The sequence below is a fragment of the Bartonella sp. AC158YNML genome (genome assembly GCF_042196725.1).
Classification (GTDB): domain Bacteria; phylum Pseudomonadota; class Alphaproteobacteria; order Rhizobiales; family Rhizobiaceae; genus Bartonella.
Genome location: NZ_JBHIQU010000002.1, coordinates 253858 through 272059 on the forward strand (window position 1 = coordinate 253858; position 18202 = coordinate 272059).

Here is an 18202-nt window from a genome sequence, read left to right on the forward strand (position 1 = left end):
TATCGTATCATTAGAAAATGCTTTACAAAAAAACAAACAGCCTTACCGAAAGGATCTCTGAATGAATAATATTATCGACGGGAAAAAACTTGCTGAAGAGATTATCGTAAAAGTTAAGGCCGAAACAACAAAGCTCCGCCGTCACTATAATATACAACCTAGTATCGCCGTTATTATTGTTGGAGATGATCCCGCAAGTCAAGTATATGTCGCCTCAAAAAATAAAAAAGCCGAAGAATGTGGGTTTCTTTCAATCAAACATGTCGTTTCCAAAGAAACCCAAGAAAAAGAACTACTTCAACTTATTGCAACATTAAACTCTGATCCAAAAATTCATGGTATTTTGGTACAGCTGCCTCTCCCTGCTCATATGAATACAAACCGCGTAACACAAGCCATTGCTTTTCAAAAAGATGTTGATGGTTTTCATTATATTAATGTAGGAAAACTCGCGGCAAATGCACTTGAAGATGCTATTATTCCCTGCACACCAGCTGGTGCCATGATGATGATTGAACAACAATGTGGGCAAGATTTATCTGGACTTGATGCTGTCGTTGTTGGACGCTCTAATATTGTTGGAAAACCTATGGCTGCCCTTTTAACAGCAGCCAATGCCACTGTGACAATTGCCCATAGTCGTACCCGTGACCTTGATGATGTGTGTCGAAGCGCTGATATTCTCGTAGCTGCTGTAGGCCGCCCACAAATGATTAAAAAAGACTGGGTGAAAAATGGTGCAATTGTTATTGATGTCGGTATTAATCGCGTTGCTGCACCAGAAAAAGGTATAGGGAAAACACGTCTTGTTGGTGATGTCGATTTTGAAAATGTAAAAGAAAAAGCTGCTGCGATCACCCCTGTTCCAGGAGGCGTTGGACCAATGACAATTGCCATGCTTATGGTTAATACACTCAAAGCCGCTGCGCGATCACACAATCTTCCTATACCAAAATTCTAAGAATTGTAACAATTCATTTTGCATGGTTTCATTGCACATGATTTACCATTTTTACATTCGTCATGTCATAAAAACAGATGCCCCTTGATCTGCACGATTAACGGATTGACGAAACACATGAAAAAGTTCGCGTCCAACACCATGTTCATTTTTTGAAAGATCAGGAGGCGTGGTTGTTCGCGCGTTAAATTTTGCTAAATCTTCCAAAAGAGTTAATTTACCCCCATGAACATCAAGGAAAACAATGTCACCATCCTGCAAACGTGCAATGGGGCCATTATCCACTGCTTCTGGTGTCACATGGATAGCAGCAGGAATTTTTCCTGACGCTCCTGACATACGCCCATCCGTTATCAATGCTACCTTTTGACCACGATCTTGTAAAACGCCTAAAATGGTCGTTAACTTATGAAGCTCTGGCATACCATTGGCTTTTGGTCCTTGATAGCGAATAACAGCGATAAAATCTTTATCATGCAACGCTCCAGATTTAAAAGATTTTTGTAGTTCTTCTTGATCATTAAAAACAAAGACTGGTGCTTTAATCTGCCAATACTCTGGTTTAACAGAGGAAACTTTTATAATAGCTGTTCCCAAATCTCCCGATAAAACGCGAATACCCCCTTCAGGCTGGAATGGTTTTCTCCATCCTGCTAACACCTTATGATCACCACTTTCCTTGAGAGCCGCTTCACGTAACACACGTCCATCAGCAGAAAGCTTCACTTCAATTGCATAAGCATTGAGATCTTGACCACAAACCGTAGAAACATCTTCATGCACTAAACCTGCCTCGATAAGCTCGCGGATAATAAATCCTATCCCCCCTGCTGCATAAAAATGATTGATATCAGCCAAACCATTCGGATAAATTCGCGCTAAAAGAGGCACAACGGATGAAATTTCTGCAATATCATGCCATGTCAACTGAATACCGCAAGCCGCAGCTATAGCAATCAAATGAATCGTATGATTGGTAGATCCCCCTGTTGCATTTAACCCTACAATGGCATTCACAAAAGAACGCTCATCAATGATCATACCAAGTGGACTATAATGATCACCAAGATCTGTCATTTCAAGTACACGTTCCGTGGCTTCTTTTGTTAAAGCATCACGCAACGGTGTATTCGCATTAATAAAAGAAGCTCCCGGCATATGAAGCCCCATCATCTCCAGTATCATCTGATTAGAGTTAGCTGTTCCATAAAATGTACATGTTCCTGGTCCATGATAAGAACGTGCTTCTGATGCTAGAAGTGTTTGACGATCTATTTTATTTTCGGCGTAAAGTTGACGTATCTTCGCTTTTTCATCATTACCTTGACCACTTGTCATAGGACCAGCAGCTATAAAAATTCCTGGTAAGTGACCAAATGTTAGGGCACCAATCAATAAACCTGGCACAATTTTATCACACACCCCAAGATACAATGCTGCATCAAAGACATCGTGTGATAAGCTTATAGCTGTTGCCATTGCAATTACTTCACGCGAAAAAAGGGAAAGCTCCATCCCCGCATTTCCCTGCGTAACACCATCGCACATCGCGGGAACACCCCCTGCAACTTGTGCAACACCACCAACCGTACGGGCCGACTCTTTAATTAAGTGAGGAAATTTTTCAAAAGGTTGATGTGCTGAAAGTATATCATTATATGCCGTGATAATGCCAATATTCCCAACGATATTTCCCTTCAAGCGCTCTTTATCTATTGCACCACAAGCAGCAAAGCTATGAGCCTGATTGGCACATCCTAAAAAACTCCGTTTGGGGCGATGAACTTGTGCTTTTGCAATACGATCTAAGTAAATTTCTCGTGTTGATCGAGAACGTTCATAAATCCTTCGTGTAACTGTGGCAATTGTCTTGGAAAGTGCCATATTTCTCTCCCCCTTTCATTGTTTCTTCCCCTCATTCATTGAGAGAGATTACGTTTTATTCACCTTGTGTCGCATATTTTGATTCACTTATTTCATTTTCTGCAGGCGACCAATAAACCTGAACGAGATGAGGGGAATTACGCAAAATTGCCCGAATAGGCATTTCTGTTTCAGCCCCATCTTGACAAGCTTCCTCAAAACAATCGCGTTTCTGAAGACCCTCGAAATGGAGAATAATGCAACGAGATTGCATAATAACTGGCAAAGTTAGTGAGAGTCTTGGCTCAACAGCACTCTTAGCATGAAGGGGTAAAACAAGTGCTTGTGTTCGTAAATCAAGCGCTTGCTTTAAACGATCAGCATCAGGAAAAAAAGAAGCCGTATGTCCATCTTCCCCCATTCCTAAAACAACAACATCAAAGGGTTTAGGCAAAGTATTAACACGACTCGCCGCTGAAAAAGCAGCAAGTTCAGCAGTAATTGCTTTATGATAAAGCCCTACAAAACGTGCTTTTTCTGCAAAATTTTGTAACAAATGACACCGTACCATATGTTCATTTGAACGTTCATCGTGTGTAGGAACAAAACGTTCATCGACCAAAGTGATAATGATCTTTTGCCAATCAATATCCGCTTTTGACAAATAATGAAAAAACAATTCTGGTGTTTTACCACCAGACACCGCTAAAACTGCTCTATTACGCTCAAGAACAGATATACTAAGCTCTGCGGCTACTCGATCTGCTAATGCCAAAGCTAAAGTCTGAGGGGTTTCAAAGTCTAAACGATCAATATTCATTCTATACATACTTATTGCTCTAAACTAAATTGTTCCATATACGTCCATCACGTTCTATGAGGCTCATCGAAGCAGATGGCCCCCACGAACCAGCGTTATAACTGTGAACAGGCTGTTTTATTGTTTCCCATCCCTCAATGATTGGATCAATCCAACGCCAAGCAGCCTCAACTTCATCACGACGCATAAACAGTGTTTGATCTCCACGAATAACATCCATTAATAAACGTTCATAAGCATCAGGATTACGTTCAGAAAATGTGGAAGCAAAACTCATGTCTAATGGAATGTGACGAAACCGCATACCGCCATAACTTGGATCCTTAATCATCAACCATTGTTTTACACCTTCATCAGGTTGGAGACGAATTACAAGCCGATTAGAAAAAATTTCATCTAAATCCACATTAAAAATATTATGAGGAATAGGTTTAAAAACGACAACAATTTCAGACATTCGCGTGAACATACGCTTACCTGTTCGTAAATAAAAAGGCGTATTGGCCCAGCGCCAGTTATCAATCTTAACCTTAAGCGCAACAAATGTTTCGCTCTCACTCGCTCTTCCCAGATCATCAAAATAAGACTCTACAGATATACCATTTGATAGACCAGAAAGATACTGCCCACGTACAGTATGCTGCCCTACATTATGGACATCAAGCGGTGTCAAAGAATGTAAAACTTTAAGTTTTTCATCGCGCACAGCATTAGCACTGTTGATAAATGGTATTTCCATCGCAACCAAACAAAGTAACTGTAGCATATGGTTTTGAACCATATCGCGTAGAGCACCAGTGCTTTCATAGTATTCTGTACGCCCCTCTAACCCTAAAGATTCAGCAACGGTTATTTGAACATGATCAATATAATTGGAGTTCCATAGCGGTTCATAAAGTGTATTAACAAACCGCAATGCCATTAAATTTTGAACAGTTTCCTTCCCAAGATAATGATCAATGCGAAAGATCTGCTCTTCATTAAAGGCGCTTGCAAATACATTATTAAGTGAAATAGCTGTTTTTACATCGCAACCAATTGGTTTTTCAATGATAATCCGTGTTTGTGCTGTCACCAAATTATTTTTTCCCAACTTCATCGCAATATCAGTAAAAAGTGACGAACCAACAGCCAAATAAAAAGCTCGAATATCCGCTGAATCTTGTGACAGAAGGAGGGCTAAATCCTCCCATCCTCGGTTCGAGGAAACATCAACAGAAACATAGCTTAAACGTGCAAGAAAACGATTGAGTTCTGTTGAATTTAGATCTTTTGGATGGATATGTTTTTCTAAAGAAATGCGGACAAAATTTTGATATTCTTCACGACTTAGGGAAGTGCGCGAAACCCCAATAATACGTGTTGGCTCATTGAATTGCCCAGCACACTGACAATGATACAAAGCCGGCAAAAGCTTGCGCGACGCCAGATCACCATTGCCACCAAAAACAATACAATCAAAGGAAGAAACTGGAATAATTTTACGCACCATGAACTTGTTTATTTTCCATTCGATTATGAAATCCCATATCACTTATAAAAGCTTTCATCATTAAAGCAGACAGATACTAAATAAGCCATTAATTTTCTTCATTTCAAGCAATGTTTCCATTAAAGGCGATCCATTAAAGAAAACCAATGCATTGCTAAAAATATAAGCGGATAACGCAAAACGCGTCCCCCCGGAAAAGATGAAATCTTTAAGTCTTGGAAATAGGAAAAACGTTCATATTTTCCAGTTAACCATTCTGCATATAATTTTCCCACGAAAGGAGCCAACATAACGCCATGCCCTGAATAACCACCACAATAAGTTATCCTTGAGAAAAGTTGGCGAACATAGGGCATGCGCTCAACTGTAATCGCTACCGTTGCTCCCCACCGATGGCTTAAATTGATAGAATGTAATTGAGGATAAATTTCAACAATTTGCCGTTTTATACGTTCATCTAAATTTAGAGGATGCTTATTATCATAACTTTCTACACCACCAAATAAGAGACGATTATCAATGCTTTTGCGAAAATAGCGAACCATAAAACGGGAATCATCAACCGATTCCCCCCCTATAAGAATTGAACTATGCTTTGGTAATGGATCCGTTGCTCCAATATAAGAGCGAATAGAAACAATATTTTTTTCAATAAAACGCTCCAGACCAAGTTTATACCCATTTGTTGCAAGTAAAACATGTTCTGCTGTTACACTGCCTTTTTCTGTTATCACTTTCCAATGGGCTTGCTTGCGCCTTATGGTCGTTACTTGTGATTTCTCATAAAGCTTAGCACCAGCATCTTGGGCTTTTTTTGCCAATCCAACAACCAATTTTAAGGGATTTATATGGCCGGTATCCGCATCATAAATACCACCACAATAAAAAAGCGATCCAAGTCGCCTAGATGTTTCAGCCCTATCCATAAAAGTAAGAGCCTGATAACCGTAACGTTGCATCACCTCAATATGCCGTTGATAAGAGAGAAGATCACGCCTTTTATGGGTCACAGAAAGTTGTCCTACTATCAAATCACACTGACAATCAGGCATCGCGCATAACGATAAAATATCTTTTTTAGCTTCTTCTGCTAAATCAAACAGAACCTTACTGCGCTCAAAACCATATTTTTTCTCTAATGTTTCTACCCACTGCCGTTGCCCCGTTCCTAATTGACCACCATTGCGCCCTGAAGCGCCATCACCAAAACGTGATGCTTCAAACAAAACAACATCCACTCCAGCTTTGGCTAAATGATAAGCAGCTGAAAGTCCCGTAAATCCACCTCCGATAATGACCACATCACACTGTCTGTATTCATCAAAACATGGATAAGAGGGGCGCTCTTTTAAAGTATCTTCATACCAAGAAATTCCTGGAGAAATTGGATTATCATCAATCGTTGTCATAAAATTTAAACATTCAGCAGGAGATATTCACGCTCCCACGGACTAATTACTTCCATAAAAGTTTCAAACTCTTGTCGTTTGATTGCAGCATAAGTACTGACAAACACATCCCCTAAAATAGCATGTATTGCTGTATCTTGTTCAAACAAATTAACTGCCTCAATGAGTCCACGCGGTAACTCAATATTATCAGCATTCACATTATTTGTCGTTGGCTCATCTGGCTCAATTTTTTGCTGTAAACCAATGAGACCACACGCTAAAGAAGCTGCAAGAGCTAAATAAGGATTCGCATCTGATGAAGGAAGCCTATTCTCGACACGCCGCGCTTGAGGAGCAGAACGAGGAACACGAAAAGCTGTCGTCCGATTATCATATCCCCACCGCAAATTAACAGGAGCCGAATTATCAGGTACAAGACGTCGATAAGAATTCACGTAAGGCGCAAGCATCACAAGAACCCCTGGCATATGTTTTTGCAATCCACCAATAAAATGCCGAAAACAGACACTTTCTTCACCATTCTCCTGTGTAAAAATGTTCATACCCGTTTTCTTATCAACGACCGATTGGTGAATATGCATCGCAGAACCTGGCTGCCCCTGAATGGGTTTTGCCATAAATGTCGCATACATATTATGTTTCAGTGCTGCTTCACGAATTGTTCGTTTAAACATAAAAACTTGATCCGCTAATTCAATAGGATCACCATGACGTAAATTGATTTCAAACTGACCTGCTCCTTCTTCATGAATGAGTGTATCAATTTCCAATCCTTGTGCCTCTGAAAAATGATAAATATCATCAATCAAATCATCAAATTCATTCACACCAGCAATTGAATAGCCTTGCCCTCCACCAATTGAACGCCCAGAACGACCAACCGGTGAAACTAAAGGGTAATCAGGATCGGGATTTTTTTGTACCAAATAAAACTCAATTTCTGGTGAAACAACTGGTTTTAAACCCATTTTTGTGTAAAAATGAACCACCGTTCGTAAAACATTGCGTGGTGTATAATCCACAACCTGACCATTTTGATACACAAGATCACAAATCACCTGTGCCGTAGGAGCATCTTCCCATGGCACAATGCTTAACGTAGAAAGATCAGGCTCAAGGCGTAAATCACCATCTGCTTTAGGATATTCAAAACCATGACCATCTTCAGGATAATCCCCTGAAATTGTTGCCATAAAAACTGCTGAAGGCAATGCCAATGATGTTTCCGATGTAAATTTTTTAGAAAGCATCATCTTACCCCGTGGAACTCCTGCTTGATCAGGCGTAATACATTCAATATCCTCTACCTTACGAAAAGAAAGCCATTGTGAAACCTGTTCCCAATTATTCACACCACGTAAACTTTTGAGAAAACGAGAGACAGGTTTAAAATTCTTACTTTTCGTTTGTTTAACATTTTTTACAGCCATAACATACCAACTTTAAAAACAATTAAGTCCTATTTTTATTGTATCAGCCCATGCATAAACGACACAAAAAAAATTTATCAACTGATATTTTTGAAGAATACTATAAGATTCATCAAGGTAAAAGAATTTTACGCTCAACAAGCTATCCTATCACCATCAAGCTATCCTATCACCATAGTGAAAATTGGTACTGCACGCGATACATCGGTCGAACCTTCTCCTTATATAAAACAGTGCGAAATACCATAGGGAACATAACCTAATTCCGATTCAAATAATCATATACAAGCAAACATTGGCGAGAATAATAAAGACGAGATATTTAATTTCCTTTTGGTTGTAGCAATGCTTAATTAAAAGAAAAGAAACTTTTTTAATATGAAGCAAGTTTTGTAACTCTATTGTTATCCACATAGAAGTAAACACCCTAGGATGGTGAGTAGCCTTTACAGCTAGTGCTTACAAACACTCACCCCGCCATAATATGCGTAAATGTATTTTCAGGATAAGTCATACGCTCAACATTTCCGACATAAAACTTAACCATCGCCTGCATAACAGAGCTATCAACCTTGTTCTGAGCGGATGGTACGACTCTGCACTTATATCAATTCCTACCGCTTGACATTACACTTCGCACACAATATTTAGAGCTAAGAATCCAGTAGAGCATACCAAATCCAATAGATAGGATTTTTTGCTAATTGCGCCATGCGTGATTCAACATTTGATAATCTCCAGCCCACTAAGAGGTGTGTTATTTATATCTCAAAAGCCCAAAAATCAGGATATGAAAACACAATAATATCAATTTTCTTTGAACTAACGTCCTTCATCGTCGATCTTCCACCATCGTAAAATCTTTTTTGTATCAGTTGCTTTCACATACTTTGACTTATGATCTCGTGATACTGTGCAGACCGAGCACACGCCCCCATGCAAATGCACCCTATTAAGCCTAATCCTATTGGATTCTAGCAAAGACAATGCAGCACGTAACTTCGTCGCAGTCATACCAAAACGCGATCTATCCCCGTTTGCCAGTACATGACACAATCTCAATGAGATTTTAGGTAATATGTCAAAATGGCGAGCAAGAGCGATGATGTCATGTCATTCGATAATATTATCACACTGGACATTTATATGTTTTCTAATAGATAATTCTATCTCTTCTCGAAGTTTTACAGAGATATTAAAATCTCTACCTTTAAAACCATCTTTTTGCGCTAATGATATTTCATAACCAGACGCAAATTCCAAGACCCAGCAACATAACAATGATGTCCCGCACGTCCATTAAAATACCCTGCTTTTTCTCGCTCTAGGCATTCATAGCCCGACCACGTAAAACAGGGTACCAATTACAATATCAGACCATAAGACTGCAAGAGAAAGTTCTTTTATAAATAGACATTTTTTATCTTTCCATTGCCTCTTAAACAAGCTATCCTGTTCATATAACAAGTTATATGTATAATACATATAACTTCTACAAAAGGAGGATTCATTATGTTCCGTGAAAATCTTTGGTAATACACTCGAGCGATTGGATAACCAGTCGCCCGTCAATAATATAGTGCGAGTTAAGAAATTGGGGGAGATAAGCTATGCAACTCGTGGATCATCCTTTTGTGAAATTCAATCAACCCAAGCCGATTTACAACTTCACATATCCGCTATTTCGCACTATTTCAAATGAATTTTACAATTACCTAGACTTTAATAAGCTAGCGCAGAGTCAGCAGATTCCACAAGCGCGTACCATTTCTCTTTATTTGCATATTCCCTTTTGTGAAACCATCTGTTCCTTCTGTCCCTTTCAGAAAGGGGCCTACAAGCACGTTAAGCAAATCGAATCTTATATGTCAGCGCTTACCACAGAGATCAGAAACAAAGGAAATTTCATTCGCTCGCTTAAAGGGTCCATCCGCAGCATCTATATAGGGGGCGGCACACCGTCGCTTTTGTCTGCAGATAATATCCGCCACATCGGAAAAGTATTGCATGCCGAATTTGAGCTCTCTTCCTTAACTGAGCTTACACTGGAAAGCGAACCGAAAAGCGTCACACGTGATAAACTTTATGCTGCCCGTGAGATCGGCGTTAACCGGATCAGCTTCGGTATACAGAGTTTCATTGAGCGTTTCCGATCATTGTTTAACCTCACCTCAACACGTGAACAAATCAACAATACCGTAGCTTGGTCACAAGAGATAATTGGACATGTCGGTTTAGACCTACTATATGGCATGCACAGCCAGCAAGCCGAAGAACTATTATACGATTGAAGCAAGCCAGCGAGCTTCACCCTGAAACCATCAACCTCTATGCAATCAACAATCTGGCTATCACGTCGCAACTGCATAAGTCTTACGCACAAAAAGGGCTAAAGCCATCCAGCCTACAGCATCGACAGATGCTTCGCTTATTTAGCGACATCGTTATGCGCAGCTGCGGCTATACGCCGTGTAATGGGCATTCCTATATCAAAATTGCCAACAAAACTCGTCTAACGCTCGCTAAAACGAGTTCAGCTAATTATTTCCGCTATCACAAATATTTGCATGGTTATCATGACGATTATGTCGTTGGCTTTGGGGCGTCAGCACTGTCGATTCCCAGCTCACTCGTCACACGAGCCAATCCCAGTCGAAGCGGATACATTACCGACATACAACTTAAAGGCAAATCCAAAGTATACTACAATTGGGTATCAGCGGAGCAACAAGCCTCCAAGGCTTTGTGTATGCGGCTACCTTATAACGGCCATGCCGAAAAAGAAAGAATTGACTGGACCGCACTTCCCTCTTTCGTATACAATAACCTACAACAGCTCATAGATGCAGGTCTCATCGCAGAAAGTGATAACAATCTCCAGCTGACTCAGCGTGGTTGGCAATGGTATTCCAACCTTATGTATTTTCTTCTATCTCAGGAAGACAGGAATATCTTGGACGGCTATGTCTCAAACATGCTGAATACAACCGCCGTACTTGATGGAACAGTGGAAACCTGTGTGGCATCTTAAGGAGAACAGAATGTTCACGCTTTTTTCCAACAAGAACATACGCTATTTTTGCCTAACCGTTAGTCTGCTCGCCTTACTCAGCGGTGCTTTGCGCACTGCCATCCCGCTATTAGCAAGACAATCTGGATATGGCGTAGTCGGAGTAAGTTGGGCGCAAGGTCTCTTCTCATTAGCGTGGCCAATTTTCGGCATCCTTGCAGGCGTTTTACTTGATCGCTGCGACAAAATAAAACTTGCCACCTCAGCTCTCTTCATCTTCATGCTACTGCATATTGTCCTGTTCATACTGCTCATGATACAGATTACTCCAGCCGAACAAATTTTCTTCTATGCAACCATTGCTGGATTCATCGTCGTTTCTGCCGAAGCTTATATAATGACGATTCCACCACTTATCATGGAGGGAGAGCGATTGATGACCTTCTACTCTATTGTCTTGTTTTTAGATTTCGGGGTCTCCTATTTTCTTGCCCCTGTCATAACAAGCAGCATTTTAGCGCATAGCACACTGCTATTTCTCGGCCTGTTAATCGTGCTTTTTATCGCATTGATTTTTACCGCTCGCCATGCTGTTCCGACATCGCCAACACCTGATAAAGAAAACATCACTTTCCGTTATATCATTGCCGGCTTTCGTTTCATTTTTTCAAATCGGCATCTTACCTCCCTTACATTACTCACATTCTTTCTATCGGTGGTATTTGGAGCATTCCTAACCTCATTCATCTTCTTCGTTACCGACAGTCGGTATCTGGGCCTACATAGCAGCCAATATGGCGTGATGTTTGCAGCCTACGCACTTGGAACAATGGCAGGTGCCCTATTTGCGCCGCGTATACGCTATGCACCGGTGCGCCTAGCTGTTCTCACTGACGGTTTAGGAACGGTTGTCTTGCTGCTGATTCCAGCCTTTTCAAAAAGTGCTGTCGTCGTATGGGGCGTCACCTTTATCGCTGGCATTGGAGCAAGCTTATGGTTTATTGGTGTTACCGCCTTCAGGCAGCGCCTCACACCAAAGCAACTTCTCGGGCGAGCTAATTCTGCTTTTCGGGTGATAGGCTATGCTGGAACGCCGGTCGGAAGCTTTTTGGTCGGCGTCCTTGGTTCTTTTATATCATTGCAGTTTGCTGCCACCTTTATCGCTGGACTACTATTGGTGGCTATCGCGATAACGCTTCCATTTCTTTGGCAAGCTGATCATATAAACACCCCCAACCCTGCCACGAGGTAACAGCTGCTTTTAAAAAAAGACACGGTCAAAAAAGGCACACATACCCTATTACGCAATCGATTGATTTATTCTTTGGACGAGAAAATTATCACCATAATGGCTGATAGAGCCAGCGGCACTATAGAAGCAGCCAAACAAACGCTAAAGACAAAACAGCCCCTTTACGTTGCATTGGGCGATGATCCAACGCCTATATGAAGGATGCAGAGAGCTTATAGCGTACGAAGTGCAATTCTTAACTAAAAACTCCGCCCTAGCAATGCCTACGTATACTCCAGTTAATCCATCACCCGCTGGACATCAAATGCCTCACCCCTTTACTGCTCCTCAAAATACATTTTGCTTCACTTACGCGCCGTATTCTTCCTTTGTAATTAAAAGAGCAGCCCTCCTTTCCTAATTTAGGATCTCTGCCTACACAACGCAGCAACAGATACGACCATATATGCAATCACGCCTTAGGACCTGCATAGTAGAAAGCTTAGTTCGAGAGATTCATAAAGCCTATATCCCAATAAATTTGCCGCCCAATCCATCTTTTAAAAGGGCGGTTTTATATAAACCGTTAGAGCAAGCTATGAAATCCTTAGGTGTATTAGAAATAATTGGCGGTTTTTACCTCAGACCAATGTTGATTGACTTTTACTCGTACATATACGCAAGCGGTGCTACTCTTTTCTCAGATAAAAAGGACATAATCGTTACCATCTGACCTATTATTGTTTGAAAATAAAAAAAAAGTATCAGTACGACTGATGATATTGAAGAGCTATCTCATTATGTGGCTGTACTTAATTACGGCATTGGGAAGCTAGACACGCAATCACCCGTTTCTGCGCGCCTTCTGCATGATATTCATAAGATTTTATTACGCGATAAACGCGGTACGTCCAAAAGCCTTGGCGAATTTCGCAAAGCACAAAATTAGCTTGTCGGTACGCAACTAAAGACAGCCTCATTCGTACCGCCCACTCCTACCACAGCCCCCCTACTCTCTCTACTACCATCCCCCGCTTAGAATCGCGCCAACTCATCACCGGTGCCTCGTTAAACACCACACCAGTCTCAAGGGCGGTAAAATGCGCCTTGCCGCATTTAATCTTCAGCATTTCTTTAAGACGCAAATCAAACTCGCTATTCGTTCCTTTTGTTTCCAGCACAAAGTAAAGCTTTTGTTCGCCATCCCGCTCTAAAAAAAACGTCCAATCAGGCGTGTAAGAGCCAATGGGAGTAGCTATTTTAAAACTTCTTTGCAGTTTAAAAAACAATCTTACATCAGAGTCGTTATCGAGATTTTGCGCAAACTCTTTCTCAATACGGCTCTCACAAATCACATGATCATAAAGACTTTTCTCATTGACCACCGCCGGCCATATGATCGCCTTTTCTGACCTAATTTTACAGATGTGGAATCAATCTTATTGTGATGCGCACATCCAGAGATTATTTTATCCTCTGCATTAGAACCAAAAACATAAACAATACGCAAGCGGCTTCGGTAAGAAGGCCAAAAGCTCAATCTCAACCTACACGAAAATGCATGTGCAGGCGAATGCCCCCATAATATGCAATATTTCAAGCACGTCCATAGTGGTACCCCTTTTAAAAATTGTGCCTATGGCTTATAATAATCTCCAAGATACACATTTAGCCCTTATCTGAAATAACTCGATTTTGGATTGATGAGAACGAAAACGCGCTGCAATAATCACGTTATTTAGCCCTAATGACCGGCACACGGAAGCCAACAGTCCTGCACCACCAACGACTAAATAACGGTATTTCCTATCATTTTTGATCATATCCTCCACCCTTATTGTTTAAAAATATATATTTCATCAACAAGATGTGCGCAGCGAGCCCGTACATTTACGCTGCTAAGTCTCCATGTACGGTTTTCATTCTCAAACGCAAAACCATCTTTAGCTGAAGCAACTTGATATTGCAGTGCCTGTCCATAAAGCATATGCACAACTAGTACCAAATATACACAGGGCAGTGCGCATTTTTGGTTGTATTGTCATGAGAGAGAAGACCAAAAGCTTTATCCAAAAAGCATCATAATCTAAATTATCAAGAGCATTCTTCAATGTCTCTGAATAAGACCTGTAATAAACAGGATTTGCAAAAATAACACCGTTAGCGACTGCAATTGTTTTAACAAATGCATGCACTTCAGCACCGCTGATTGTATTGTAATAACTTATAAAAACAACAACTTTTTTAAATGCCTCCTCAACGGCGTATGAATATAAGCACATTTTTTCTCGTCATTTTTTAAGGTATTAAACTCTTCCAATCTACCGAACTTACTCTTAAATTGAAGCTGAATGATTTTAATAAATCCATATTATTTTAAAATTCAATAAAGAATATTGAGGCTACAATCAAAGGCACTTCTTTTCAATATTAAGCAAGTTTTGTAACCTATATTGTTATCTCCATAGAAGTAAAACAGCCTCTATGGACGGTGAATAGCTATGCCTTCACAGCTAGTGCTTTACAAGCGCTTTTATAACACTCACTCTACCCCAAACATAGGATTGCATTTTATTAAATAACCCACGCGCATATAATTAAAGATAGAAACGATTAAGCTTGCACCAATCATGCCAAGCCAATAGCCAATAAAGTCATATTCAAAAAAATGCGCCATTAGCGCTCCCCCCAATAGGCCTAACCCCCAATAACTTATTGCTACAACAATTATTGACCAAAACGTATCAAGCAAACCCACAAGTATGCCATTGAGCATAGCTCCTAAAGTGCCAAAAGCAAAAGACAATAAGATGAACGGAAGCAACTCCCAAGAGAAAACAATAACGCGTTCTGAAGAAATATTAAAGATAGTTGTAAGGATAAATTCATAAGAGAGATAAACAACCACTGATAAAAATAAGACATAAGCTACAGCAAAAACTGTGACACTTATACGCAACTGTTTTAGAGCCATATTATTCCTATCTGCTCTATACCACGCTGCTATTGTCGCAGCTGCGCTGGAAATTCCCAAAGCCACCACAGAAATAAGCATATCGAGACGCATCCCTATCGTATGTGCAGCCAAAGATTCGACCCCATAAGCCGTAATCATAAATGCAATGACCGAAGGAAAGCCTTCCGCAATAAGAATACGTATACCAATGGGTAGCCCTACTCGCAGCAATTTTATTATTCGTGAAATCTCTAACTTTGGTCTCAAATAATTAAAGCGAAAAGAATGAAAAGCAGAATTGCGGGACAAAATTATTGCCGCAGCGATAACAATTAAAATACGGATCAAACTGCTCGCAACTCCAGCACCAAAGACACCTAATCCGCTCGCAGAACCTATACCAAAAATAAGCGGCCAAGAGATAAAAAAATTCACGATGATAGCTGCAAGCATAACCCAGGTTAAAGGCTGTGGATTACCAATTGCTGACAGCAATCCCCGGCTATTCACATAAAGATAAAAAAACACCACTCCTATAGCAGCACCACTATTATATTCCTGCGCTATATTGGCAATTGTCCCATCTTGGCCGAGAAAACACAAAATATTCCTCGTGTTGAGTAAAATGATCGCACTCACCGTTCCAATCAAAAGGGAAAGCCCTATTCCTTGATCAAACCATGCCTTTAATGCATATCTATCTTGTCTACGAAAACTTTCCGCAAGTTTTGGTGCAACCGCGGTAATAATACCTAGCCCAAACAACATAACAAAACTAAATATACTCAGAGCTAACATTGTACCACTCAAGGCTTGCACGCCTAAATGCGCTACAAGCGCTGCTTCTGTGAAGGAAATCATCATCTGAGAGATAAACCCAACAGCCAGTGGCATGCCAAGAGATAGCAATTGCTTCATCACAACAAACATTGTGAATACCCTTCCATATTGAAAAGTGTATGAAGCTCGGATCTTTTAAACAAAACAATTGATTTGTTCCGTAAAATCTTTCCATCGCAAATCTTGTGTAAAAGATGCATAATGAAAACGCATTAAGGTAAGAGGAGAAGCGCAATGCGCCTTATTGTTTTTTTTGGAATGCCATGCGTTTTTTGTACAACATTATACCCCCAAGCAGTTACAGTCGGTGATACAATACTCTTAGCAAGCGTTTGTTCGTCTTGCACATCCATTTTCAGTATTTCCAATAAAATTTTTTGGTACGGTTGGTGGGATTTGAACCTACGACCTCTGGTGCCACAAACCAGCGCTCTAACCAACTGAGCTACAACCGCATAAAAAGAAAATGTACCATAACTGTTCACGATTTTGTAAGCATTTATCCTTTGCTTATGTGACATAAGGAAAATCAACAAAGTTTGCAAGCCCCTTTAAAAAAATCTCGCAATTTTTTGTGAAGAAAAAAGCGTTTTTTACAAAGGAAATTTTGCCCAATGCTCAAGACTATGATCACGATAGCTTTTTATGTTATCAACTCCATCTTGTTGCATCATCTGCAAAATCTCTTGCAGAATAGTTATGACAAGATCTGGACCTTCATAAACCATCCCACTGTATAATTGAATCAAATCTGCACCAGCTTTTACTTTTTCCAAAGCAGTTTGTGCGTCCTTTACACCGCCAACACCGATAATTGCAATCTCCTTCCCTAACTTTTGACGCATTTTTGCAAGCACAATAGTAGAACGTTCAAAAAGTGGACGTCCAGAAAGCCCTCCCTCTTCATTGCTGAGGTGACTATTGCTAAGCCCCTGGCGTGAAAGAGTTGTGTTAGAAACAATCAGCCCATTAAAATTAGAAAGCTTTATTTCTTCAGCAACATCATCTAATTCTTTCTCTGATAAATCAGGAGCAATTTTTAAAAAAATGGGAATGGAGAATCCATGCTTTTTCTCTTGCTCATTTCGCACTTGCGAAATTGCACTCAACAAAAGATGCAAACTGTCACGGGCCTGTAAATCACGTAAGCCTGGTGTATTAGGAGAAGAAATATTAACCGTAAAATAATCAGCAACATCATAAAAATGAGCAATACCAACAGTATAATCACCAATCTTATTAACCGTATCCTTATTGGCTCCAATGTTAACGCCTACAACACCAGTTTTTTTACACGCGCGCAATCTGTTGTAAACAACTTGATGTCCATCATTATTAAAACCCATTCTATTAATAATTGCTTCATCTTCTTTTAAACGAAAGAGTCGTGGTTTAGAATTTCCAATCTGAGGCTTTGGTGTCACTGTCCCAATTTCTGTAAAACCAAATCCTAAACGAAAAACACCATCCACAACCTCTGCATTTTTATCAAACCCCGCAGCAAGACCAATAAAATTTTCAAACTCAAGCCCAGCAACAGTTACACACAAACGTTTATCGATAACCTTTTGACAGCCATTTAATCCACTTTTCAGCCCGAGAATCGCTAAACCGTGTGCTTGCTCTGGATCCAACATAAATAAGGCAGAACGGCCAATACAACGAAAAAAACTCATCAATCCTTCTCCACAACATAAAAATGATCCATCGCACCTCACCTATATCTTTTAACACAAAAGATTACCAATCAAAGAGAGCATATTATCCAAATAATACTGCTCTCTTCTATAAGAAACTTCAGCATAAAAATCCATTAATAACCATACACATTTATATTGATGCATACCGTGTAAAAACTTTTTATTCTTTAAAAAACGTTTCTCTTTTTTGCTACTGTTCAGAGATAAACTTTCAAACCTAAACCTTATAAAATGCAGCACAAATTGAGACATCAATGGCTCTTCACCAAAGCCTTTCTCTTCTTTCTTATAGGTAAGCTTATACCCCCCTTTAAAAGGCAAAAAAATTATCTCTATTCTCAAAGTTACTTTGTGTAATATCATATAATATATTGATTTTAATGATAGTTAATCGTTATTCATATTGAATAAGAATCCCGAATATCGTAAGATTGTCTCATTTCAAATCTGTTTATCTTGAATCAATCAAAACCATTCGCTTGCACGT

Annotated in this window: 16 protein-coding genes and 1 tRNA gene; 5 read left to right on the forward strand and 12 right to left on the reverse strand. The window is 40.0% G+C overall.

What is annotated here, in order from left to right:
• Positions 1–61 precede the first annotated feature (61 nt).
• The gene (gene folD, locus ACFIM1_RS02230) at positions 62–961 is read left to right on the forward strand and encodes a bifunctional methylenetetrahydrofolate dehydrogenase/methenyltetrahydrofolate cyclohydrolase FolD (RefSeq protein ID WP_375606450.1); all 900 of its coding nucleotides are present in this window, start codon (positions 62–64) and stop codon (positions 959–961) included.
• A 60-nt stretch (positions 962–1021) separates the two neighbouring features.
• On the opposite strand, the gene edd is transcribed toward folD, so the two are convergent.
• The 5 genes from edd to ACFIM1_RS02255 form a co-directional block, all read right to left on the reverse strand.
• Positions 1022–2845 carry a phosphogluconate dehydratase gene (gene edd, locus ACFIM1_RS02235; RefSeq protein WP_375609064.1) on the reverse strand — a complete coding sequence of 608 codons (1824 nt, stop codon included), beginning with the start codon at positions 2843–2845 and terminating at the stop codon, positions 1022–1024.
• A 55-nt stretch (positions 2846–2900) separates the two neighbouring features.
• The gene (pgl, locus tag ACFIM1_RS02240; protein ID WP_375606452.1) at positions 2901–3653 is read right to left on the reverse strand and encodes a 6-phosphogluconolactonase; all 753 of its coding nucleotides are present in this window, start codon (positions 3651–3653) and stop codon (positions 2901–2903) included.
• A gap of 10 nt (positions 3654–3663) precedes the next feature.
• Positions 3664–5136, reverse strand: a complete 1473-nt coding sequence (gene zwf / locus ACFIM1_RS02245) for a glucose-6-phosphate dehydrogenase (protein WP_375609063.1) — start codon at positions 5134–5136, stop codon at positions 3664–3666.
• A gap of 119 nt (positions 5137–5255) precedes the next feature.
• Positions 5256–6545 carry an NAD(P)/FAD-dependent oxidoreductase gene (locus ACFIM1_RS02250; RefSeq protein ID WP_375609062.1) on the reverse strand — a complete coding sequence of 430 codons (1290 nt, stop codon included), beginning with the start codon at positions 6543–6545 and terminating at the stop codon, positions 5256–5258.
• Positions 6546–6550: 5 nt separating this feature from the next.
• Positions 6551–7978: a glutamine synthetase family protein gene (locus ACFIM1_RS02255; protein WP_375606455.1), complete on the reverse strand. Its 1428-nt coding sequence runs from the start codon at positions 7976–7978 to the stop codon at positions 6551–6553.
• A gap of 1610 nt (positions 7979–9588) precedes the next feature.
• Here ACFIM1_RS02255 and ACFIM1_RS02260 point away from each other — a divergent pair.
• The 4 genes from ACFIM1_RS02260 (at position 9589) to ACFIM1_RS02275 (ending at position 13168) form a co-directional block, all read left to right on the forward strand.
• Positions 9589–10269: a radical SAM protein gene (locus ACFIM1_RS02260; protein WP_375608564.1), complete on the forward strand. Its 681-nt coding sequence runs from the start codon at positions 9589–9591 to the stop codon at positions 10267–10269.
• Positions 10266–11009, forward strand: a complete 744-nt coding sequence (locus ACFIM1_RS02265) for a hypothetical protein (protein WP_375608563.1) — start codon at positions 10266–10268, stop codon at positions 11007–11009. Before ACFIM1_RS02260 ends, ACFIM1_RS02265 begins: the two co-directional genes overlap by 4 nt.
• A 10-nt stretch (positions 11010–11019) precedes the next feature.
• A complete protein-coding gene (locus tag ACFIM1_RS02270; RefSeq protein ID WP_375608562.1) occupies positions 11020–12240 on the forward strand; it encodes an MFS transporter in 1221 nt (406 codons plus the stop codon).
• A 781-nt stretch (positions 12241–13021) separates the two neighbouring features.
• The gene (locus tag ACFIM1_RS02275; protein WP_375608561.1) at positions 13022–13168 is read left to right on the forward strand and encodes a hypothetical protein; all 147 of its coding nucleotides are present in this window, start codon (positions 13022–13024) and stop codon (positions 13166–13168) included.
• 46 nt (positions 13169–13214) lie between these two features.
• Here ACFIM1_RS02275 and ACFIM1_RS02280 read toward each other — a convergent pair whose 3' ends face one another.
• From ACFIM1_RS02280 to ACFIM1_RS02310, 7 genes are all read right to left on the reverse strand, one after another.
• A complete protein-coding gene (locus ACFIM1_RS02280) occupies positions 13215–13604 on the reverse strand; it encodes a hypothetical protein (protein WP_375606459.1) in 390 nt (129 codons plus the stop codon).
• A 558-nt stretch (positions 13605–14162) separates the two neighbouring features.
• Entirely contained in the window at positions 14163–14501 is a 339-nt protein-coding gene (locus ACFIM1_RS02285; RefSeq protein ID WP_375609061.1) for an NADPH-dependent FMN reductase, read from the reverse strand.
• 260 nt (positions 14502–14761) lie between these two features.
• Positions 14762–16105, reverse strand: a complete 1344-nt coding sequence (locus ACFIM1_RS02290) for an MATE family efflux transporter (RefSeq protein ID WP_375609060.1) — start codon at positions 16103–16105, stop codon at positions 14762–14764.
• 122 nt (positions 16106–16227) lie between these two features.
• Positions 16228–16368 carry a hypothetical protein gene (locus ACFIM1_RS02295; protein WP_375606462.1) on the reverse strand — a complete coding sequence of 47 codons (141 nt, stop codon included), beginning with the start codon at positions 16366–16368 and terminating at the stop codon, positions 16228–16230.
• Between the two features lie 25 nt (positions 16369–16393).
• Positions 16394–16470: transfer RNA gene (locus ACFIM1_RS02300), tRNA-His, on the reverse strand.
• A 138-nt stretch (positions 16471–16608) separates the two neighbouring features.
• Positions 16609–17691, reverse strand: a complete 1083-nt coding sequence (locus ACFIM1_RS02305; RefSeq protein WP_375609059.1) for a quinone-dependent dihydroorotate dehydrogenase — start codon at positions 17689–17691, stop codon at positions 16609–16611.
• A 51-nt stretch (positions 17692–17742) separates the two neighbouring features.
• Complete coding sequence (locus ACFIM1_RS02310) at positions 17743–18036, reverse strand: hypothetical protein (protein WP_375606464.1); 294 nt, start codon at positions 18034–18036, stop codon at positions 17743–17745.
• Between the last annotated feature and the right edge of the window lie 166 nt (positions 18037–18202).